This is a genomic window from Mesorhizobium australicum WSM2073 (genome assembly GCF_000230995.2).
GTDB classification, from domain to species: domain Bacteria; phylum Pseudomonadota; class Alphaproteobacteria; order Rhizobiales; family Rhizobiaceae; genus Mesorhizobium; species Mesorhizobium australicum.
In genome coordinates, this window is record NC_019973.1 from 2,533,509 (window position 1) to 2,555,062 (window position 21,554).

Annotated in this window: 20 protein-coding genes; 13 read left to right on the forward strand and 7 right to left on the reverse strand. The window is 61.6% G+C overall.

Features of this window, described 5'->3' with window-relative positions; genetic code table 11:
* Positions 1 to 374: 374 nt before the first annotated feature.
* From MESAU_RS12160 to MESAU_RS12175, 4 genes are all read left to right on the forward strand, one after another.
* Positions 375 to 1,298: an amidohydrolase family protein gene (locus MESAU_RS12160; RefSeq protein WP_015316333.1), complete on the forward strand. Its 924-nt coding sequence runs from the start codon at positions 375 to 377 to the stop codon at positions 1,296 to 1,298.
* Positions 1,299 to 1,316: 18 nt separating this feature from the next.
* A complete protein-coding gene (locus MESAU_RS12165; RefSeq protein WP_015316334.1) occupies positions 1,317 to 2,261 on the forward strand; it encodes an amidohydrolase family protein in 945 nt (314 codons plus the stop codon).
* Between the two features lie 63 nt (positions 2,262 to 2,324).
* Positions 2,325 to 3,698, forward strand: coding sequence for a UbiD family decarboxylase (locus tag MESAU_RS12170; RefSeq protein WP_041163703.1), 1,374 nt, complete (start codon positions 2,325 to 2,327; stop codon positions 3,696 to 3,698).
* Between the two features lie 3 nt (positions 3,699 to 3,701).
* On the forward strand, positions 3,702 to 4,286 hold the full coding sequence (locus tag MESAU_RS12175; RefSeq protein WP_015316336.1) for a UbiX family flavin prenyltransferase: 585 nt from the start codon (positions 3,702 to 3,704) through the stop codon (positions 4,284 to 4,286).
* 953 nt (positions 4,287 to 5,239) lie between these two features.
* On the opposite strand, the gene MESAU_RS12180 is transcribed toward MESAU_RS12175, so the two are convergent.
* The 3 genes from MESAU_RS12180 to MESAU_RS12190 are packed head-to-tail and all read right to left on the reverse strand — an operon-like array spanning position 5,240 to position 8,294.
* Entirely contained in the window at positions 5,240 to 6,115 is an 876-nt protein-coding gene (locus MESAU_RS12180) for a carbohydrate ABC transporter permease (protein WP_015316337.1), read from the reverse strand.
* Complete coding sequence (locus MESAU_RS12185; RefSeq protein WP_015316338.1) at positions 6,112 to 7,002, reverse strand: carbohydrate ABC transporter permease; 891 nt, start codon at positions 7,000 to 7,002, stop codon at positions 6,112 to 6,114. The genes MESAU_RS12180 and MESAU_RS12185 overlap by 4 nt, the downstream gene beginning before the upstream one ends.
* Entirely contained in the window at positions 7,002 to 8,294 is a 1,293-nt protein-coding gene (locus MESAU_RS12190) for an ABC transporter substrate-binding protein (RefSeq protein ID WP_015316339.1), read from the reverse strand. The genes MESAU_RS12185 and MESAU_RS12190 overlap by 1 nt, the downstream gene beginning before the upstream one ends.
* 321 nt (positions 8,295 to 8,615) lie before the next feature.
* On the opposite strand from MESAU_RS12190, the gene MESAU_RS12195 reads away from it, so the two are divergent.
* Genes MESAU_RS12195 through MESAU_RS12225 form a run of 7 tightly spaced genes read left to right on the forward strand, consistent with a single transcriptional unit; the run spans position 8,616 to position 14,928 of the window.
* Complete coding sequence (locus MESAU_RS12195) at positions 8,616 to 9,887, forward strand: extracellular solute-binding protein (protein ID WP_015316340.1); 1,272 nt, start codon at positions 8,616 to 8,618, stop codon at positions 9,885 to 9,887.
* Positions 9,888 to 9,937: 50 nt separating this feature from the next.
* Entirely contained in the window at positions 9,938 to 10,870 is a 933-nt protein-coding gene (locus MESAU_RS12200; protein WP_015316341.1) for a carbohydrate ABC transporter permease, read from the forward strand.
* Positions 10,867 to 11,724, forward strand: coding sequence for a carbohydrate ABC transporter permease (locus MESAU_RS12205; protein WP_015316342.1), 858 nt, complete (start codon positions 10,867 to 10,869; stop codon positions 11,722 to 11,724). The genes MESAU_RS12200 and MESAU_RS12205 overlap by 4 nt, the downstream gene beginning before the upstream one ends.
* Positions 11,721 to 12,461 carry a PIG-L deacetylase family protein gene (locus tag MESAU_RS12210; protein ID WP_015316343.1) on the forward strand — a complete coding sequence of 247 codons (741 nt, stop codon included), beginning with the start codon at positions 11,721 to 11,723 and terminating at the stop codon, positions 12,459 to 12,461. Before MESAU_RS12205 ends, MESAU_RS12210 begins: the two co-directional genes overlap by 4 nt.
* A complete protein-coding gene (locus MESAU_RS12215) occupies positions 12,458 to 13,333 on the forward strand; it encodes an ROK family protein (RefSeq protein WP_015316344.1) in 876 nt (291 codons plus the stop codon). Before MESAU_RS12210 ends, MESAU_RS12215 begins: the two co-directional genes overlap by 4 nt.
* A complete protein-coding gene (locus MESAU_RS12220; RefSeq protein ID WP_015316345.1) occupies positions 13,330 to 14,100 on the forward strand; it encodes a GntR family transcriptional regulator in 771 nt (256 codons plus the stop codon). Before MESAU_RS12215 ends, MESAU_RS12220 begins: the two co-directional genes overlap by 4 nt.
* A 36-nt stretch (positions 14,101 to 14,136) precedes the next feature.
* Positions 14,137 to 14,928 (forward strand): sugar isomerase domain-containing protein, encoded by a 792-nt coding sequence (locus MESAU_RS12225; protein WP_015316346.1) that lies wholly within the window; start codon positions 14,137 to 14,139, stop codon positions 14,926 to 14,928.
* 199 nt (positions 14,929 to 15,127) lie between these two features.
* Here the strand turns inward: MESAU_RS12225 and MESAU_RS12230 are convergent, their stop codons facing one another.
* Positions 15,128 to 16,675, reverse strand: a complete 1,548-nt coding sequence (locus MESAU_RS12230) for a recombinase family protein (protein ID WP_015316347.1) — start codon at positions 16,673 to 16,675, stop codon at positions 15,128 to 15,130.
* A gap of 540 nt (positions 16,676 to 17,215) precedes the next feature.
* On the opposite strand from MESAU_RS12230, the gene MESAU_RS12235 reads away from it, so the two are divergent.
* Positions 17,216 to 17,533: a YMGG-like glycine zipper-containing protein gene (locus MESAU_RS12235; RefSeq protein ID WP_015316348.1), complete on the forward strand. Its 318-nt coding sequence runs from the start codon at positions 17,216 to 17,218 to the stop codon at positions 17,531 to 17,533.
* 178 nt (positions 17,534 to 17,711) lie between these two features.
* Here the strand turns inward: MESAU_RS12235 and MESAU_RS12240 are convergent, their stop codons facing one another.
* The 3 genes from MESAU_RS12240 to MESAU_RS12250 all read right to left on the reverse strand — a co-directional run bounded on the left by MESAU_RS12240 (position 17,712) and on the right by MESAU_RS12250 (position 20,401).
* On the reverse strand, positions 17,712 to 18,242 hold the full coding sequence (locus MESAU_RS12240; protein WP_015316349.1) for an HD-GYP domain-containing protein: 531 nt from the start codon (positions 18,240 to 18,242) through the stop codon (positions 17,712 to 17,714).
* Between the two features lie 106 nt (positions 18,243 to 18,348).
* A complete protein-coding gene (hemA, locus tag MESAU_RS12245) occupies positions 18,349 to 19,626 on the reverse strand; it encodes a 5-aminolevulinate synthase (protein WP_015316350.1) in 1,278 nt (425 codons plus the stop codon).
* Positions 19,627 to 19,753: 127 nt separating this feature from the next.
* Positions 19,754 to 20,401 (reverse strand): helix-turn-helix domain-containing protein, encoded by a 648-nt coding sequence (locus MESAU_RS12250; protein ID WP_015316351.1) that lies wholly within the window; start codon positions 20,399 to 20,401, stop codon positions 19,754 to 19,756.
* A 131-nt stretch (positions 20,402 to 20,532) separates the two neighbouring features.
* On the opposite strand from MESAU_RS12250, the gene MESAU_RS12255 reads away from it, so the two are divergent.
* Positions 20,533 to 21,486, forward strand: coding sequence for a universal stress protein (locus MESAU_RS12255; RefSeq protein WP_342447700.1), 954 nt, complete (start codon positions 20,533 to 20,535; stop codon positions 21,484 to 21,486).
* Positions 21,487 to 21,554 lie beyond the last annotated feature (68 nt).

Here is a 21,554-nt window from a genome sequence, read left to right on the forward strand (position 1 = left end):
CGCTTGGCCCAAGTCCTCCGTCTGAACCGCCGCCGGCCCTCCAGTGCGGGCGGCGGTGGATGCCGTTTTCCAAAAAAACGATATAAAAACAACAACTTGTATGATTATCTTGTTGACAAAAAGCCCGCCCCATGGTTCCTTTGGCGTCGAGTAGAAGCACCGACAATTGCTCACCGTCTGTTGGAAGATGAGGCTGCGATGTCGATGCTGACTACGAAAGGAACACCCGCCGTTTGTGCCCCGTTTGAGGCCCCGGCCGTTCTTGTCCGTCATCGGCCTTTCCTGAGTTCGCGGATCCACGCCCGGTGTTTGCCGGCATGGCGTTCATCGCGCGGCCCCACATCGACCGGACCCGCTACGACAGGAGAACAAGAATGATAATTGACCTAAGCTGCTACCCCACCGACCTGGTGGATCTGGCTTGGCGCCACGATGGACCACCCTTCACCGGCGACAAGCTTTTGAAGATGATGGACGGCCCGTATTATGTGAACGGCAAGCCGCGCCGCATCGACAAGGCCTTCATCCAACCGCCGCAAGGCAACACCATTTACACCCACGAGGTCATGGACCTGGAAGGCAAAGCCGCCATCCGCCAGTACATGGCCTATACGGAAAAGATGGTGACGGAGCATCCCGACCGTTTCCTCGGCTGTTTCGTCTACAACCCGCGCTACGGCACGCAGAACGGCGCCGAAGAGATCGAACGCTATGCCAAGGAATTCGATTTCAAGATGGTGCAGCTGCAGGCGAACATGCACGCCTACCGCCCCGACCGCGCGCTCGACTGGCTGCGTCCGGCCTTGAAGAAATGCGCCGAGCTCGGCCTGATGGTGAAGGTACACACCGGCGACGGTCCGTACTCGATCCCGACCGAGTTCTACCCGATCATCCGCGAGTTCCCGGAAGTGAACTTCATCCTCGCGCATTTCGGCGTGCAGACCGGCGGCGTCTATGTGTTCGAGCCGATGCAGATGGCGCTCGACACGCCGAGCGTATACGTCGAATCCGGTTGGTGCCTCCAGTCGCGGATCGTAGAGTTCGCCAAGGTGCTGCCCAAGCACAAGATCCTCTTCGGCTCCGACACGCCGCCGAACGAGCCGGGCATGTGGATCAACCTTCTCGAAGTGCTCTGCCACGAGCCACCCCAAGGCCTCAATCTCGATGAGGATACGCTGGAGGACTACCTCGGCAACAACACCGCTCGCATGATCGGCCTTGAGCCGACCAAAGCGCCTGCCACCGTCGAGGAAGCCGAAGCGTACCTGCGCAAGCATGGCATCGCGCTCGCCGCATAAAATTTGAAGGAGTGAACAATGATCATCGATACCCATCTTCACCCGACCAACCTCGTGGACGAGGCCTGGCGTCATACGGGTGAGCCCTTCAACGGCGAGCGCATGCTCAAGTTGATGGACGGTCCCTACATGATCAACGGCAAGCCGCGCCGGATCGATATGGGCTTCATCCAGCCGCCGCCTGGCAATACCGGCTACCGCGACGGCAACCGCAAGGGCCGCGACGGCATTCGCGACTACATGGCCTATTGCGCGGAGCTTTGCCAGAAATACCCGGATCGCTTCATTGGCAACTTCAACTACAACCCGCGCTGGGGGCCTGAAAACGGTGCGGCGGAGCTGGAATTCCACGTCAAGGAATACGGCTTCAAGATGCTGAAGCTGCACGCCAACATGCATGGCTATCGTCCCGACCGCGCATTGGACTGGCTGCGTCCGGCGATGAAGAAGTGCGCCGAACTCGGCGTGGTCGTGCTGATCCACACCGGCGACGGCCCGTACACGATCCCGACGATGTTCTACCCGATCATCCGCGAATTCCCGATGGTCAACTTCATCATCGGCCATTTCGGCATTCAGACGGGCGGCAACTATTCGTTCGAATCCTTCTGGATGGCCATGGACACGCCCAATGTCTATTGCGAATCCGGTTGGTGCTTCCAGTCGCGCATCGTCGAATTCGCCCAGCAGCTGCCAAAGAACAAGATCGTCTTCGGCACGGACAGCCCGCCGAACGATCCGGGCATGTGGCTGCGCGAACTGGAAGTGCTTTGCAAGGATCCGCCGCACGGCATCAACCTCTCGGAGGACGATCTGGAAGGCTATCTCGGCAACAACATCGCCAAGCTCGTCGGCATCAACCCGTCTCCCCCGCCGCGTGATCTGAAGGATGCCCAGGCGCGCCTGAAGAATTCCTACGCCGGTGTCGACAGCGCCACAGGCAAACATCTGGAGCTTGCCTGATTGAACCAGGGCGGCGCCGCTTTCGAGGCGCCGCCCTATCGTCAGCAACGTCGAGAGCAAGATATGACGCAGCACCATAAGCAAGACGTCCGCAGCTTCCTGGCCGACTATCGGGAAAGGCATTCGGAGGATGTCATCACCATTGACCGTCCGGTCTCGGACGATCAGGACGCGACCGCGCTGATCTGGAATCTGGCGGGCAGGGGGCAGCACCCGATGTTGCACCTCACCAACGTCAATGGCATCGATAGCCAGGTGCTCTGCAACATCTTTGCCTCGCGTGGCCGCATCGCCCGTCTTCTCGGCGCGACTGCCGAAACCCTGCACGAGGCCTATCAGGCCCGCGCCAACCGACCGTTCGCGCAGGAGCTTCTCGACAGTGGACCGATCACCGAGGAGATCATTTCCGGCGATGCCGTCGATCTCCACACCCTGCCCATGCTGAAACACTTCGAAACCGACCGCGCCAAATACATCACCAGCGGCATCATCGTCGGCGAGCATCCGGAAACCGGAGCCGGCAACCTCAGCTATCACCGGGCGATGATCCATTCGAAGAATTCGCTGGCCACATCCCTGCATTCACGCGGCCATCTGTGGCGCCTGATGAACATGGCGAAAGAGAAGGGCAAGCCCATGCCGGTCGCGATGGTGATCGGCGGCCATCCCCTTTTCATGCTCGCCGCCTCCGCCCGCCTTGCCTTCGGCGAGGACGAGCGCGACGTTGCTGGCGGGCTGATGCGCGAACCTTTGCAGGTCGTGCTCACGCCGAAATACGGCATCCGCGTTCCCGCCCATGCCGAGATCGTGCTGGAAGGTGTGTTGGACCCCGAGGCTCATGTTGAGGAGGGGCCGTTCGGCGAATTTACAGGCTATTCCTCCGACCGTTCGACCAACAACCTCTTCACGGTCGAAACTGTGATGCGCCGACGCGATGCCATCCTCGTCAGCGTCGCGGGCGGCAACTCAGCTGAACATCTCAACCTTGGCCGCGTACCGCGCGAGGCGGAGGTGGTTGAGAAATTGAAGGCCCGATTCCCGTCGATCACCGCCGTGCATTATCCGTCGTCGGGTACCCATTTCCATGCCTATGTCGCGATGAACCAGATGCGCGAGGGCGAGGCGCGGCAGGTCATGCTCGGTCTGCTCGGCTGGGACCAGTACCTCAAGACCGTCGTCGTCGTGGACGCGGATGTCGACATCATCCGCGACAGCGAAGTACTCTGGGCGCTGGCCACTCATTTCCAGCCGCACAAGGACGTCGTCATCATCGAGGGGCTGCCCGGCAATGCGCTCGACCCGTCGGCGAGCGGCATCGGCACGACCTCCCGCATGGGCCTCGATGCGACGCGCGGACCGAACTTCCATGGCGTTCGCGCCCGGATCAGCGATGAGGCCTCGGCCCGTGCCGCGGCGCTCCTCAAAAGCGTGGGATAGGGCATGACGGCGCAGCCAAGACGCATGATTGTCGGCATTTCGGGAGCTTCCGGAGTGGTCTACGGAAAGCGGATACTCGAAGTGCTGCGCGATCTCGAAATCGAGACGCATCTGATCATGTCACGGGCCGCCTGCATCACACTTGCGGCCGAGGCGGATTTTACGAAGCAGGACCTTGAGGCGCTCGCTACGACCACTCATTCCAACAAGGACATCGGCGCCGTCTGCTCATCCGGCTCCTACAAGACGCTCGGCATGATCGTAGCGCCCTGCTCGGTTAAAACACTGGCGGAGATTGCAACCGGCACGACGGATAACCTCCTATCCCGCGCCGCCGACGTTGTCTTGAAGGAGCGCCGCCGCCTCGTTCTCATGCTGCGCGAGACGCCGCTGCATCTCGGCCACATCCGCAACATGGCGCAGGTCACAGAGATGGGTGGCATCATATATCCGCCGGTTCCTGCATTCTATACTAGACCGCAAACCCTTGGCGACATGGTCGACCATACCGTCGGCCGTGTGCTTGACCTTTTCGATCTCGACGCCGGCATCGTACGGCGCTGGCAGGGAGCTGGGGAGGTGGAATAGGAAGCTGCGGCGTCGCCCGCCAGATGGTTCTCGATGCGGCTGGTGCTTACTGGTCAGGGGTTCGACCTCACGCATGCCGGGCGAGCATTGCAGCGTCATGATTCCGAAATTTTTTAGATGCGCCTACGTCGAAGGCTCTGTGTTCCCAAAATACGATGCCTCCTCGACATCGGGCGTTAGACCGGCGACGCCACGACATTCCGGATGTCGGCGCCGCCGGTCGGTTCGACGCAAAACTCGCAGAGCTGGCTTGCGCGATCGGCGCTGAGTCAGGTTCATATTGAGGTAGCAAACGCGACATAGATGGTTCCGCGTCCCGCAACCAATTTTATCATGCTCCTCCAGGCGAATTCCGCGCGCATATTAGTGAGATTGGGAAGTCCGGGTCGCACTGCGGGACGAACTTGACCATCGGAGACGTTCGCTCGAGATCGGGGGTTCGAGTCGGGAGAGGGCTACCGCCAATACAGCGCTGCAACCGAGTTCGTCTGTTTACCGGACTTCGCAAGCGGGCTTGACGGGCTCAAAATCCTGTCCCCGCAATCAATAAAATCTATTTGAACCAGATTACCAAGAACCCCGGGATGTCCTTCAATTACCCATTCAACCTGATGCCCTCATCGGGGTCGACATCAACGGTTTCGACCCGACCAAATCACTGGTCATTTCGCTCGCGGGCCTGCGTGGCGAAGCCGCACACAGGAATCTCATAGCAGCGCAGACCAGTCCTGCGCTGGGCGACCTGGCGATATGGACCACCGGTCTCATTGCAGGTTACCGAACGCTGGACGACCAGATCACACAGCTCCGGCGTATATCGGCTTAGTCGCTGGGCGACAATTGCCCTGCAAATCCGGACACAACAAAAGCAGGCCGAGCTCGACTACCTTGTGCTCTTGCGCGCCGCCTCCACGCAGGCCAAGAACTATGTCGGCTTGGCTTGTTGAGCGCAGCTACCCCTTGATCGCCGAGCCGACGATGGAATCGACGAAGAAGCGCTGCAGAAAGACGAACAGAATGAGCGGCGGCAGCACGGCGAGCGTCGCGCCAGCCATCACCAGCCCAGTGTTGACCGCGCCTCTGTTGTAGCTGAGTAGTCGGCTGAGGCTGATGACGATCGGGTAGGCGTCGGCATTGCCCTGCAGCACGGTCAGTGGCCACAGATAACTGTTCCAGTGATAGACGAAGGCGAACAAAGCGAGCGCCGCGATCGCCGGGGCGACACTGGGCGCGACGATCTTGTAGAGGATCAGCAGCTCCGAGGCGCCGTCCATGCGCGCGGCGTCGATCAACTCGTCGGGCACGCCTGATATGAACTGGCGCATCAGGAAGATGCCGAACGCATTGGCGAGGTTGGGCACGATGATGCCGGCCAAGCTGGCATTTAGGCCGATCGAGCCGACCAGGCGGTAGAGCGGGATCAACGTCACGATCGGCGGCAGGAACATGGTGGCGATCAGCACCGAAAACAAAAGCGAGCGGCCAGGGAAGTGGTATTTTGCGAAAGCATAGCCGGCCATCATGCTGGTGACGAGGATGCCGACGGTGGTGATCGAGGCGATGACCAGAGAGTTCCACATCGAGCGGCCGACATTGACCACGCCAGAGACCTTCTCATAGGCGTCCAGGCTCGGCGTATGGGGTATCCACACCGGTGGCACCTGCATGCTCTCGGCCGGCGTCTTTAGGCTCGACAACACCATCCACACCAGCGGGAAGGCCGACGCCACGGCCACCAGCAGCATCAGCGTCGCCAGCAGTGCGTTGCCGCCGGTCGGGCGCTTTCGCGACAATCGGCTCGACGATCCCGAAAACCCAATCGGGCTCATTCGTCGTCCTTCCGGTTGGCAAGAGCAAACAGCGCGCAGACCACGACGATCAGCGACAGCATCAGCATGACGGCCATGGCCGAGCCCAGCCCGCCCTGTGCGCGCTCGATGCCGACGCGGCGGATGTGGTAGGTCAAGACATTTGTCGAGCCCACCGGCCCTCCTTGCGTGATCAGCGCCACAGGCTCGAACACTTGCACCGCATTGATGATGGCGATGACTGCGCTGAACAGAAGTGTGCGTCGCATCAGGGGCAGTGTGATGAAGCGAAACTGTTCGTACCGGTTGGCGCCGTCGAGCTTTGCCGCTTCGTAGAGGCTGCCGGGAATCTGCGTCAGCCCGGCAATGGCCAGCACGGTGAAATAGCCGACCTGTTGCCAGACGTTGAGGAAGACGATCGAGACCAGCGCCGAGCGTGGCGACGAAAGCCACGGCTGCGGGCCGATGCCGATCAGGCCGAGCATCTGGTTGAGCGGCCCTTCGCTCGGCGAATAGAGCTTCGACCAGACCAGCGCCACCGCGATCATCGGAACCATGTAGGTGGAAAACAGCACCGTCCGCAGCGCCGTGCCGCCGGGCACGTCATGCTGGTAGACCATCAGGCCGAAGGCCACCGACAGCGGTAGGATAAGGACGACGGAGAGAACGGTGTAGATCGACGTGTTGACCAGCGCGCCCTTGAAATCGCGTCCGACCGAGGTCTGCCCGAAGATCTCACGGAAATTGTCGAGGCCGATGAAGCTGGCGCTGGAAAACGGCGTCTGCGTCGACCAGTCCTGGCATGACAGCCAGGCGGTGAGCAGCATCGGCAACAGGATGAAGATGCCGATCAGCGTCACGGCGGGCGCCAGCATGATGCCCGCCGAGGCACGGTACCTCTGAATCATTATTTGGCGGCGCGCTCCAGGATCGAGGTGGCGTCGGCCTGCGCCGTCGTCTGCGCATCCTTGGCCGAGACCTGGCCATACTGCAACGCCTCGAGTGTCTGCTGCAGGGATTCTGAAAATTCCTGGCCGCCCGGCACCACCGGGAAGGGTTTTGCATCGGCGAGCACGCTGACATAACCGGAGAGGAACTCCGAGCCGAGCTTGTCCTTCTGCGCCTCGATGTCGGAGGTGCGCGAGGGCAGAATGCCCATGGACATCAAGATGCCGGACATCGCCGAGGCGCCGTCCTTGCCAGACTTCGGATTGTTCAACCAGGCGAGAAAGTCCCACGCCGCCTTCTGCTCGACAGCATCTGCATTGGCGTTGACAACGGTCATCCAGGAATAGGAGATCGAATGCGGCTTGTCGCCGCTCGGGCCCACGGGGATCGGCGCGGTGGCAATGTCAGCGAACTTGTCGCCCATGCCGGTCTTCAGCGCGCTCTCCCACCAGTTGGCCATGATGATCATGCCGGTCTTGCCGGAGACGAAATTATCCAGGAAGGGGCCGGTGGTGTTGGCGTCGGCCGTGGCCATCGCCGGCACGCTGACGCCGGACTTGATCAAGTCCTCGTAGAGCTGAAAAGTCTCGGCGGCTTGCGGGCTGTCCAGCACCGGTTTCCCATCCTTGACCAGTTCGCCGCCATTGGAGACCAGCAGCGAGGCGAAGGGATGGACGACGCCGGCCGCCCAGGAATTGATCATGCCGAAACCTTGCTGGCCGGCATCCTTGTTGGTCAGCTTCTTGGCCGCATCCTTGAGCTGGTCCCATGTCTTGGGTGCTGCCGCGATGCCGGCCTGCTTAAACAGCGCCTTGTTGTAATTCAGCGCGTAGACGTCGATCTCGTTGGGGATGCCATAGAGCTTGCCGCCGACCGATGCCGCACTGGCAATGCCGGCCGGCCATGAGGCCTTAACCTCGCTGGCCATCGCATCGGGAGCAGGCGCGACAAGCTTGTCGCGCGCGAGTTCGGGCAGCCACAGATCGTAAATGCCGCCGATCGTTGGACCATCCGCGCCGCCGCCCTGCGAGCGCAGCGTGGTCAGCAAATCGCCGAACGGAACGGCGCGCACGCTGACGCTGACGTCAGGATTTGCCTTCGCATAATCCTTCGCGGCTGCCTCCAGCAAGGCGACCGTCTCTGGCGACCAATGCGTTAGGTAGGAGATGTTGACCGACTGCGCCCAGGCAGTCGCGGACAGCATGGTCAGGCTCGCGACAAGTGCCAGTTTCGAAGTCCAGGCAAACGACATCCTCATCCTCCTCAAGGCCCACCGATCACGATGACGTTATGACAAGTTAAGGTGACGGCGCAAGGGCTTGCTGGTGAAAAAGCGGCAAGCCGGATTGCCGCATTTTAGTTGCACTGCCTTTTCGTCACGATATTTTCCCATGTAAACAACGCACTAACCGGTGTCGCGGATGAGTCAGCCGCGCCATCTTCGTATCCAGGGCGCACCAGACCTCTTGCGAACGCCGCTATGTCATTATAATGACTTTCCCGAGCCAATGACTCTCTCGTGACATAGAAACGCCGCGAGACGCCAAAGAAAGAGAACAATGGGAGACTGGCAATGAGCATGCTTTCAATTCACCGACGCGCCGCGCTTGGACTGATCGGCGGCCTTGCCGCCGCCGGCGCCGGCATCTTCACGACCCTCCCGGCAAAGGCCGATAGCACGGTGACGCTGTGGAGCTGGCGCACCGAGGACGAGGCCGCGATGCGCCGCATTTTCGATGCCTTCGAGGCCAAGAACCCTGGCATCACGGTCAACATCCAGTTCACGCCTGATGCCGACTACCAGAACCGGCTGAGCACGGCGCTGCGCGGCGGCCGCGGGCCTGACATCGCCCAGCTCAAGGCCTATGGCGAATTGCAGCCCTTCGTCGATGCCGGCTATCTCGACGTCCTCGACGACAGCGTGCCCGATTTGAAGAACATGCCGGACGCGGCCCTTGGCGGCGCCCGTGGCCGCGCCGACGGCAAGCTCTACGGCGTACCCTATTCGGTGCCGATGATGGGCGTCTTCTACAACCAAGACATCTTTGCCGCCCAAGGGATCGAAATCCCCAAAACCTACAAGGATTTCGCCGCCGCCTGCGAGAAGCTAAAGGCGGCCGGCATCACCCCGATCGCCACCGGCGGCGCCAACGGCTCCGCCTGGGAGCTGGAGATCGGCGTCGGTGTGGTCGGCCCGACCGTCTACGGCCCGGGCTTCTACGACGAGATGATGGCCGGTAAGGCCACCTTCGAGGACCCGCGCTATGTCGCGGCGCTGAAGCGCTTCGCTGAGCTGAAACCCTATTTCCCCGATGGCTTCGCCGGCATCGACTACACCACTGCCACGCAGCAGTTTATCGGCGGCAAGGCGGCGATGTTCCTCGGCGGTTCGTTCGAGAACGGCAGCTTCAAGGCGCAGAATCCCAAGCTGAAATTCTCGATCTTCCCGTTCCCTGCCGACGATGCCGGGGCAAAACTCTACACCTCGGCCTTCTCCGACGGCTCCTATGGCCTTGTCTCCGAAAGCGCCAACAAGGAAGCTGCTCTCAAGGTTCTGGACTTCATGGCCTCGGCCGAATTCGCGCAGATGTTCGCCGACGAACTCGGCTGGCCGCCGGCCCGCACGGATGTGACCGTGAAGGACCCAGTGTTGGCCGAGATGATGGCGATGTCGAAGAACTCAACGCCCTACCTGACGCTGGTCGGTTTCCGCTGGCAGTCGCCGACCGCCTCTTCCGTCTTGCAGTCCGAGATCATCGACATGGTCGAAGGCAACATCACGCCGGAGAAGCTGGCGGCCGATATGCAGGCCGCCGTCGCCACCTGGTTCAAGCCGAAGCAGTAAGGAGCCGGGGCGGTCGCACAGCGGCCGGCCCCTACCGGACAGAACAACGTATGACCATCCTCCGCCGCAAAAGCAGCCTTGGCCGCACGCAAGAGCGCATGGCCGTGCTTTTCATCCTGCCGGCGCTGGCGGTCTATGCGCTGTTCGTCCTCTATCCCCTAGCAATGTCGCTGTGGGGCAGCTTCTTCCTCTGGAAGGGGCTGCGCACGGTCGAGTTCGCCGGCCTGTCCAATTTTTCGCGGCTGTTCGTTTTTCCAAGCGGCGCGCGGGTCTACGGGGCGCTGTGGCACAACACCGCCTGGTTCTTCGGCATCATGGTCTTCCAGAACGGCATCGGGCTCTTGTTCGCCTGGCTGCTGTTCCTGCGCGACAAGGGCGCCGCCTTCTTCCAGTCGGTCTTCTTCTTCCCGGCGGTGCTGAGCCCGGTCATCGTCGGCGCACTGTGGCGTCTGCTCCTCGCGCCGGGTGGCGTCGTCGAATGGGCGCTGAATGGGCTTGGTCTGCACCAGGGCAGCCTCACGGTACTCGGCAACAGCCACACGGCGCTCGGGATGCTGATCGCCGTCGACACCTGGAACTGGATGGGCCTGCCGGTGCTCATCTACACGGCCGGTCTCAGGCAGATTTCCAGCCAGATCTTCGAGGCGGCGAAGCTCGACGGCGCTAGCAATGCGCGCATGCTGTTCTCGATCGCGCTGCCGCTGCTGATGCCAGCGCTCGGCACGCTGACGACCTTGTCGTTCATCAACACCTTCAACCAGTTCGACATGGTCTATGTGATGCAGGGCGTGCAGGGCAATCCGAGCTATTCGACCGACACGCTGGTGACCTATTTCTACCGGCTGGCCTTCGGCGCGGAAGGCGCCGTGGGCATCACCGATATTGGCTTGGCACTGGCGCTGGGCACCATGCTGTTCCTGATCCTCAGCACCGGCACGCTTATGATGCTGCGCTTCTTTGACCGCCGCACGGTGCAGCTATGAGCGCGCTGGTCATTTCACGTCGGCCAGTCCTCTCGCGGCAGGTTGCGCGGTTGCCGGGCTGGACCGTGCTGGTCGTGTGGACGGCGGCCGTGTTGCTGCCGCTCTACATCCTCGTCGTCTCCTGCTTCAAGACCACGGCCGAGATCTACGACAATCGGCTCGGACTGCCGAAGAGCTGGGCCTTCGACAATTTCGTCAACGCCTGGACGCGGGCCAATCTCGGCCAGAATTTCGTCAACAGCCTGATCGTTACCGGCGGCGCGGTCATCCTCACCATTGTCGTCTCGGCGATGGCCGCCTATCCGCTCAGCCGCTACAAGCTCGGCTGGAATGCCGTCATGCTCGGCCTGTTCCTGTCGGGCATCATGCTGCCGATCCGGCTCGCCTCGGTCGAGCTGTTCACGCTGATGCGCAATCTCGGTCTGCTCGATTCTCTGACCGGGCTGATTCTCGTCTATTCGGCGATCCGCATTCCCTTCGCCGTCTTCATCTTCGCCAATTTCATGCGCGTGCTGCCCTCTGAACTCGACGAGGCGGCCCGCATGGATGGCGCCGGCGAGGTCCGCATCCTGTTCCAGGTCATCCTGCCGATGGTGAAGCCCGCCGTTTCGATCGTCGCCATCTTCACCGCGATTGCCGTGTGGAACGACTTCTTCTTCCCGCTAATCTTCATCTTCGACGACCGCTACAAAACCGTGCCGCTGGCGATAAGCGTTTTCGTCGGCCAGTTCCGCACCGATTGGGGCCTGGTCTTCGCCTCGCTGGCGATCTCCATGGCCCCAATTTTGATCATGTATTGTCTGCTCGCCCGCCAGATTCGCGAAGGCGTCGGCGCCGGGGGAGGCATGAAATGATCGAGGACAGGATTTACGCCGCTAACTCCATGCTCGTGGTCGGCGCGCACGCCTTCGATGCCGAGGTGATCGCCGGTCCGCTAGCGGCGGCCGCCGTCAAGCGCGGTGCTTCGGTGACCTTCCTGCATCTGACCATGGGCGAACAGGGTCATCCTTGCCTCATCCCCGAGCACTATTGCGCTCAGAAGGAAGAGGAGGCGGGCAGGGCGGCGGCACGACTTGGGGTCAAGGTGCGCAGCCTTGGCCTTCGCGACGCCTTCCTGCCTTCAGACGACCAGACGGCGCTTGAGGTGTGCGACGTCATTCGCGAGCTGAAACCTGAGATCGTCATCACCCATTGGCACGGCAGCTGGCACAAGGATCATCGCGCCGCCGCGCATCTGACGCAGACCGGCATCTTTTTCGCAGCGCTGCCGACTGTCGCGAGTGATCATGCGGCGCATACGCCGCAATTGCTCTTGTTCGGCGAGAACTGGGAGGACGATGACAGCTTCCGGCCCGAGCATCTGGTCGATGTCAGCGACGGCTTCGAGGCCTGGAGCGAGGCGGTCAAGGAGTACGAGCTGGCACGCGGCCTGAGCAGCTTTCCCTATGTCGACTATTACAGCGCGCTCTATCGGCTGCGCGGTTGTCTGCGTGGGACACGCCATGCGCAGGCGTTCGCGGCGGCATCGCATTCGTGGAATGCCGGCATCGGCTTGTTCGCGCCGCCAGCCAGCGGAGGGCGCGGCCGATGAGGCGCGTGCTGGCCATCGACCTCGGCGGCACCAATCTGCGGGCCGCCATCCATACCGGCGACATCAGCGCATTGAGGGTGCTTAGCCGTGAGCCGGCGCCGCCAAGTCTGGATGCCTTCGTTGCTCGCATCCACGCGTTGTGCGCCGACACCGGATCGGTCGAGGCGCTCGGCATTGCCGTGCCGGGCCTCGCCGAGGGCTCGGTTTGCCGCTGGATTCCGAACCTGCCCTTTCTCGACGGCGTCGACCTCCAGACCTTGTTCCCGAAGCTGCGCATTGGGCTTGGCAATGATGCGCAGATCGCGCTGCTGGCGGAAGCCGTCGAAGGCAGCGCCAAGGCCATGTCGGACGCGATCCTGCTGGCTATTGGTACCGGCATCGGTTCGGCGGTGCTTGCCAATGGCCGTATCGTTGCCGGCGCGCATGCCGGCGCCTGCTCGTTCGGTTGGGCCTGCGCTGACATCAAAGACCATGGCGGCGAGCGCAGTGGCTGGCTGGAGCGCGTCGCCTCCGGCCGCGCGCTCGACGCGCTTGCCGGCCAGATCGGGCTGGCCAACGGGCGCCAGCTGATTGCCGCTGCCCAGGCAGGCGAACTGGCGGCGCGGACCCTGCTTGAAGTGCCGGCGCGCCAGCTCGGCACCGCGCTTGCCGGTGCCGTGGCGCTGCTTGATCCGCAGGCGGTGCTGATATCGGGCGGACTGGCGGAAGCGCTCAACGTGATGCGGCCGCCGCTGCTCGCGTCCCTGCGTCGCCAGTTGCCGTCGCATCTGCGCGGCATCGCGATCGAGCCTGGCCAGTTCGGCTCGGATGCCGGCCTTGTCGGCGCGGCGCTCGCCGGCGGTTTGGGGGAAAGGTGGAGGCAGGTGCGATGAGCGAAGCGAGCTTTCAGCAACCGGATCGCAGAAAGCCGGAGCCGCTCTGGTACCAGGTCGAGGAAGCGATCCGCGCCATTGTCACGAGCGGCGAATGGGCGACGGGCGACCAGATCCCGGCCGAGGACAGGCTCTGCGCGCTGTTTGGCGTCAGCCGCATCACACTGCGTCACGCTCTGCGCAATCTGGAGGAAGGTGGGCTGCTCCGACGCGAACACGGCCGTGGCACCTTCGTTCGATCCACCACGCTCGTTGCCGGCACGCGCGCGTTGACCAGCTTCACCCAGGAAATGCGCAATATGGGCGTGGTCGCCGGCTCGCGCCTGCTCGACTGCAGCCTGACGACGGCCAATGCCGCCGCTGCCGGCGCATTGGAGATCGAGGAGGGTGACCCCGTGGTGCGCATTCGCAGGCTTAGACTCGGCAACAGCGAACCGATCGGCATCCAGACAGCACAGCTGACGGCCGCGCGCGTGCCGGGCTTCCTCGATGCCGGCCTGCTGCAGGGATCGCTCTATGAGGCGCTGGAGCGCCATTACGGCATCGTGCCGGTGGCAGCACGCGAAATCTATCGCGTAGGCGCGGTAGGCGCGGGCGATGCCGAGTTGCTTGACCTGCCCGCAGGCAGTCCCGCTTTCGTCGTCGAGCGCATCACCACGGATGAGCGCGGCTCGTTCGAATTCACTGTCTCGATCATGCGGGGCGACCGCTACGAAATCCGCTCGACGCTGCGCGCCGGGCGTGTCCCGTCAACCTCAAGAAGTTGATCCATCCCAAGCCGACACTTAAACAGGAGTACCCACGTGTCCGATCTCTACATTCATCGTCTCACCGCGCTCATCGACCAGGCGGCAAAAGCCAATGAGGAGGCCTTCGGCGAGGTCGCCAGCCGCTTCGCCGATTCGCTCCAAGGCGGCGGGCTGGTGCATCTCTATGGTTCTGGCCATTCGGTGCTGCCGGTGCAAGAAGTGTTTCCGCGCTACGGCAGCTATGTCGGCTTCAACCCGCTGACCGACCCAAGGGTAATGTGGCACAATGTGCTCGGCGCCGGCGGCGTGCGCGAGCTGTTGTGGCTGGAGCGGACCGAGAAATACGCCGAGAAATTCCTCGACCACCAGCCGCTGAACAAGGGTGACTCGATCATCATCTTCGGCCACAGCGGCCGTAACTCGTCGGGCATCGATACCGCGCTCTACGCGAGGAAGCGCGGCATCTTCGTCGTCGCGGTGACCAGCAAAAACAATCTCGACAAGCCGGCGACGCATTCGTCGGGCAAGCGCCTGGCCGATGTGGCTGACCTCGTCATCGACACCTGCTCCCCGATCGAGGATGCGATCGTGCCGGTCGAGGGCTGGAGCCGTCCGGTGTCGGGCTCGTCGACGGTGCTTGCCATGATCCTGGCGCATGAGCTGATCGCCCGCACGGCCGAGCAGCTCGCCAAGCGCGGCATCGAACTCCCGGTCTTCGCCTCGCCGACCATCGCTGGCGTGACGCTGCACGACACCGACGTCATTTACGGCGTCTACCGGGAGCGCATGCTGGAAGCGCAGAAGAAGCACCTGCCAACCTTCCAGGCGACGATGCGCGGCGAGTGATGTTTGGGATCGAGAGGAGCCACGCGCGCTTCTCGATCCTGATTGCTACCGTCCGAGCAGATTGCGCTCGACGGTTCTCAGATGCGCCAGCATGGCCTGGCTGGCGCATTCGGAATCGCACCGCAAAAGCGCATTCAGAACAATCTGATGTTCGTTGCAATGGATGCTGCGGCGCTCTTCGGGAAAAGGAGCGCTTCTTTCAGATTTCATCGACAACGGGTAAGGGGGATTGGGATAGGGAGGGAAACAGGTAGGTATCCAGCTGTGCTCCATTATTAGCGAGCAAGGCTGGTCTGCCCACGATTTTGGACGCAGGAGCAATCAGGTAATCGCGAATGACCAGGTCACCAGGGCTCATTCTGATCAAGGTGAAAATGTCGGCCACCGACTGACGCTGAGTGTCCATAGACCAGAAGGCATACCCGTGGTCGGAAGCGCGGCAACGTGCGATTTCGATCGCAACAGTGAACTCGTCGTTGATCCGCAAGAGGTCGTTCTGTGTGTCGTAAGTCGCCTTTCCGCCAATCCTTTCGATCGCGTCCAGCAGGTCCCCTATTGCTTGCGCGCGCACCGACGCCAATCGCTCTTTCGAGGTAATAAACTGCCAGTTCTTTGGCGGCTGATATCCAACCAACTCGTAGGCCTTCAGGACGCTCCCAAAGCGATAATGATATTGGCTAGCTGCGGGGCAATCCGCCGCAGCGTTGATGATGGAACTAGACAAGGCGCCTTCGCGCGCCAGGACCTTTTTCAGTGCAGCAAGCATCTCTTCGTTGGTCACCCTCAGATGCGCATATAGCGCTCTGTGAATGATTTGCGCCCGATCGAACAGATTTCGGTCAACAATGGGCTCAAATACGCCTTCCGCTCGAACCCACTGTTCAGCAGGGTTGCTTACTGCCTTTGCTTTTAGCTTGCGAGAGCGCCTGTTCCAGACATTTGTGCCAATGTATTTTTCGTTGGTCAGAACTCCGCGCACAGTTTCCCGCTTCCATGGTCGACCAAGGTCCGTCAGCACGCCGCGCTTGTTCAGCAGCCTTGCCAACTCAAGCTCTGTCAGGTGTTTTTTGACGAACTGACGAAAGATCCAGCGAACCGTTGCAACCTCTTTAGGCGGTCCGGGCACCAGGATCGTTCTGTCTGTGTGCACGCTCTTTTGCTCGTGTTCGGAGAGAATGAGTTTGGGACGTCCTGAATGGTCGATCACCTGGCGTCTTAAGCCGAGTCCAGGCTTACCACCCTGTCGGAACCCCAGCCGGATCAGCCTTGCTTGGCCTATGAATGTCTTTTGCGACAGCATGCGACTGTGCTCGGCCGCCATGCTTCGTTTGATGGCCTTAAGGACATCGGATCCGATGCTGCCGTCGTTCAAGAACTGCTCGGCGCAGAATTCGATCCGCACGCCAGCCATGTGGCAACGATACTCGTAGGACGCGCTTTCATCTATGTTCTGGAAGCGTCCCCAGCGACTGACATCATAGACTACGATGGTTTCGAAGTCGGCACGCCCACTCTCCACATCGGCCAGCATTTGCTGAAGGCCGGGGCGACCGCCCAGGCTGAGACCGCTCCGACCGGCGTCCTCGTAAGTGGCAACGATGTCGTATCCCATGATGTCAGCATAGTTGCGGATGGCATCTTTCTGGTTGTCGATCGAGTAGATCTGGTGCTCTTTCGACATGCGCAGATACTGAGCCGCGCGCACGATGCGCCTTTCAGGGAACTGGGCCGCTGCTGCTTTGTCCATCGCCTCGCGCCATGGTACTCGCGTCCATAGTAGAGGGCCGCGCCGCCTGCGATTTGGTTAGGGAAACCTATCCAGTTTGTGTCGAATGCGAGCCGCCGACAATACGAGATGTAGCTGTGCGCAACTATATCGCCCTGATTCACAAGAAGCGGGGATATCGGTGTGTCGTTCCCTGACTTTCCTGGCGTTGTCACAGCGGCCAGTAGCCTGGACGAGGCGGTCGTAACCGAGGAGGCGCTTGCTTTCCAGTCGAAGGGCTCGTTCAACATGGCGAGGCCTACCGGAGCCGTCATCGATCGAGCAAGTGCTTGCCCGTGGCGATCAGGGCGCTCTCACCACAATTACAGTCCCATTGAAGATCGGCCGGTAACGCCCGCGCATCTTTGCGATTCGGACACCACGGTCTTCACGGTCGAGAAACCTTGATTCACTTCGTGAGAAGTCACGCCGCCGTTCCGCCGCAATGCGCCAGCACCTGGGCGAAAGCGCCCCTGTTTTCAGTCTATTGTCAGTTCCCGGGGCTTCAGAGGAGTTCTCGTGATGATCATCAAGAAGGCCATCCTGGCAGTGCTTATCATCGCAGCCCTTGCCGGCTGCGAAACGCAGACCGAGGGCCAGCAACGGGCCACCACCGGCGCGCTCGTCGGCGGCGCTGGCGGCGCGCTGCTTGGCCAGGCGATCGGCGGCAACACCAAGAGCACCGTGATCGGCGCCGCCAGCGGCGCCTTGCTCGGCGCCGTCGTTGGCTCGGCCACCACCCCGCAACGCCGCGAAGATCAGCAATGCCGCTACCAGGATCGCTACGGCCGCATCTATATCGCGCCCTGCGACGACCGGTATTACAATGGCAATTATTGATTAGCTTCCGACTGAGGGAGCCGGCGCGCAATGCCGGCTCTCACGCCGTCATTCTTCTGTACGGTATGCCTGATACGACACTCTGAGGTGGCTGCATGGATTCTCTAATCGCTGGAAGCGGTAAGTCCGCTGTCGGCCCCGTTCCAGCCCTCAAGGGTCCGGCCGGTAAGAGCGCCCGCTAGGCGTGCAGTTGTGCCGCGTCGCGTTCGCGCACCGACAGTGGACCGTTCCGCATCCAGGTCGCTACCGGCACCACGAGTTCGCCGATGTCATGGATGCAGCCCGACCAGCGCAGCGCTCGGATGTCAGGAATAGGCAGCCCGACCGCCGTCCCCGCGCCCTCGGCCAGCTCCGCAACCATCCGCGAATGGCCATGCGTGAACGGCATTCGCATGTCGATCATGTCGAGTGCAAGAACAGCGACGACGGCGCTCAAAAGGTACAGGCTCACACTCTTGGCCAACAATTGGCTCACGAACAGGGTCACCAAGGCGCTGAACGAAAGCCGCAGCGCTGTCCGTGCTGCCTGCAACATCAGGTTTGAACGCAAACCCGGTGTGGCGAATGCTCTGGCGGTGAGTAGTGTTTCTGGACCACAGGGCAGGAGCAGACGCTCGGCTGTGACTGGGAGGCGAACACCGGAAGATCGCTGGAGCGCAATTTTCTGGTCTCGGCTATCGTCGCGGTGATTCAAAAGAGCTTTGAACATCAGAAATCATCTCATTGCCAAACAATCTTGACCTTGATGCACGTCAAGCTCCGAGTGCGCCTTTGGCCAGCGCATTCTCGTGCTGACAGGCATCGACAGCGGATCCTCAGCCGCCTGACTGCTGCACCAGCAGTGGAATGATACGGTCGCTCTTGGCCACTGAAGGCCGTCCCGCCGAACCGTAGGGGATGCCGAGCGCGTCCCAGGTTTCGACCAGCGCGTCCTGCAGTTCGGCGATCAGCGCATCGGAATGGAACGGCGTCGGCGTGATGCGCAGCCGTTCGGTACCGCGTGGCACCGTCGGGTAGTTGATCGGCTGGATGTAGATGCCGTGGACGCCGAGCAGGCGGTCGCTCGCCATCTTGCAGAGTTCAGGATCGCCAACCAGCACCGGCACGATATGTGTCGGCGATTCCATCACCGGCAGACCGGCCGCCGACAGGATCTGCTTGGTTCGGCTCGCCTGCTGCTGCTGGGCGTCGCGCTCGGCCTGCGAGCGCTTCAGGTGACGGATCGAGGTGGTGGCGGCCGCGGCGATCGCCGGCGGCAGCGCGGTGGTGAAGATGAAGCCCGGCGCGTAGGAGCGCACCGCGTCGATGACGGCGCTGGTGCCGGTAATGTAGCCGCCCAGCGTGCCGAACGCCTTGGCCAGCGTGCCTTCGATGATGTCGATGCGGTCGGCCAGGCCTTCGCGCTCGGTGATGCCGCCGCCGCGCGGTCCGTACATGCCGACGGCGTGGACCTCGTCGATATAGGTCATGGCGTTGTAGCGTTCGGCAAGTTCGACGATCTCCTTGATCGGCGCGATGTCGCCATCCATCGAATAGACGCTTTCGAAGACGATCAGCTTGGCGCGTTCGCGCCCCGCGGTCTGCAGCAGGCTTTCCAGATGCGCGACGTCATTGTGGCGGAAGATCTTTTTCTCGGCGCCCGAGCGCCGCACGCCTTCGATCATCGAGGCATGGTTCAGTTCGTCCGAGATGATCAGGCAATTGGGCAAAAGCCGCGCTATGGTCGAGATCGAGGCTTCGTTGGAGACGAAACCGGAGGTGAAGACGAGTGCCGCCTCCTTGCCATGCAGGTCGGCAAGCTCATGCTCGAGCTCGACCAGCGGGTTGGACGTGCCGGAGATGTTGCGGGTGCCACCGGCGCCCGAACCCATCTTGCCGGCCGCATTCTGGAACGCGGCGATCACGTCAGGATGCTGGCCCATGCCGAGATAGTCGTTGGAGCACCAGACGGTGATTTCCTCGGCGCGGCCGTTGGAACGCCAGACGGCGCGCGGAAACTTGCCCGCGATACGCTCCAGGTCGGCGAAGACGCGGTAGCGACGCTCGGCATGGAGCTGATCGATCGCTTCCTCGAAAAACCGCTGATAGTTCATCAATCGCCCCTGGCTGCAAGTCTTCGGCTGGTCCGCGCAACAAATGAGACGACGCTTCCGGCGTCGCTTTGATTTCGATCAAGGCAGCGCCGTACCTACGCAATCGAAAGATTGGCCGAGACGGACGTCATTCGCTGATGTTGCGCAGGGTGTCATGTTTGACGATCTCGACGTTGCGCAGGCCGTGCAGCCGGATCATGCCCTTGTCCTTCAATTTGGTGAACACGCGCGATACGGTCTCGATCGTGAGGCCAAGATAGTCGCCAATGTCCAACCTCGACATCGGCAGTTCGACCGGGTCCAAGCCGCCTTGACGCTCTGCCATATCCAAGAGGAATGCCGCGACACGCTCGACGGCGGTCTGGCGGCCAAGGACGAGGAGGTGTTCCTGTGCCCGCGTCAGCCCCTTCAGGGCAAGCGGCAGCAACTGACGTGATACGTCCGCATCAGCCGCAAGCCGAATAGCGCGGACGCCCGTCGCGTTGATGGCTTCAGCGAAGAAATGATGCGTCGAGTCCGCCTCGAAACCGAACGTCTCGCCGGCAAGATGGAAGGCGCTGATTTGCCTGCGACCGTCGGAAAGCAGGCGATAGACACGGACCGCGCCGAATTCGATCTGGTAGAAGGCGCCAGCCTTCTCGCCCTGGGCATAGATTTCCGAACCCGCGGGATAAAAGCTGATCGGCTGCGGTGCGGCGCCGTCGAGTGCCCCAGGCACGCCGACTTGAGCGGATTGTGAAGGCAGTGCGATTCGGGATGAGGTGTAGGCGTGCATGGCTGTGTTCCCCGGTTACTCCGTGACACAGCAATCGCGCGAATTCCTCTGCTGCGAAATTCGGTTATGTCCCTACGGGGAACTACCTAATCCGCCTTGGCCGCGCTGCCACTCGAGGCCAGCAAGCGATTGTGAATCTCGTCAGCACGGGTCGCGCCTGTCGATCGAAGTTCTTGACTTATCGCAATGAAGGAAGCGCGTCGTTCCGCTACCCGTTGTTCTCGACGATTGGACGACAACGAATGGGAGCGGCCATCATGCCTTTCAAAACGATATTGGCCGTCACGGGAACCGACTTGGGGAACAGCGACATCAAGCTCGCCGCCGGCCTCTGTGAGCAGATAGGCGCGCATCTTTCCGTGCTTATTGCAGGCCTTGCCCCTTCCTTGCCACTTTTGGGCGTCGATGTGGTTTCCGATATCTGGCTACAAGAGCGGGATCGCGATATCGAGCGCTTGCAGGCTAGGGCCGCGGCAGTGTCGAAGCTGCTTTGCGATAGCTCACTCTCCATCGACATTGCCAGTGAGTTTTCCGAACATGTGTGGGCCAACGAAGCGATCGGCCGGCGCGCCCGTTATGCAGATCTGGCTGTGTTCGGCCCTGCTATGCTGGCCGGCCAAGCCTTGAGGGAGAAGGCCCTCGAAGGGCTTCTATTCTCTTCATGTACGCCATTGCTGCTTGTGCCGGCAGGCTCAACCCCCACCTTGAGGCCCAAGCGGGTCCTGATCGGCTGGGACGCGGGGGTCGAGGCTTCACGCGCCGCCAGGGCATCACTCGAATTGCTGAGGGGCGCGCAAGAAGTGCATGTGGTGTTGATTGATCCAGTCGAAAAAGATCAGGGGGCGGAACCAGGTGCTGATGTTGCTGCCTACCTTTCCCGAAACGGTGTGAGGGTTACGGTCGACCGCCTGCCTTCTCTTGGCCTTCCCATTGCAGAAGTGTTGAGCCAACACGCAATCGACAGGTCTGCCGATATTTTGGTTGCCGGTGCCTATGGTCATTCGAGGGCGCGCGAGCGCATGTTCGGTGGCGTCACCAAGTCATTGCTTGAAAACCCTCAGCTCCCCATCCTGATGGCCCATTAGAGGTATTGGGAATCGATAGGGCCGGCGCATGCGCCGGCCCCTTTTCCGATTTGCCCGTTCGCAGGACG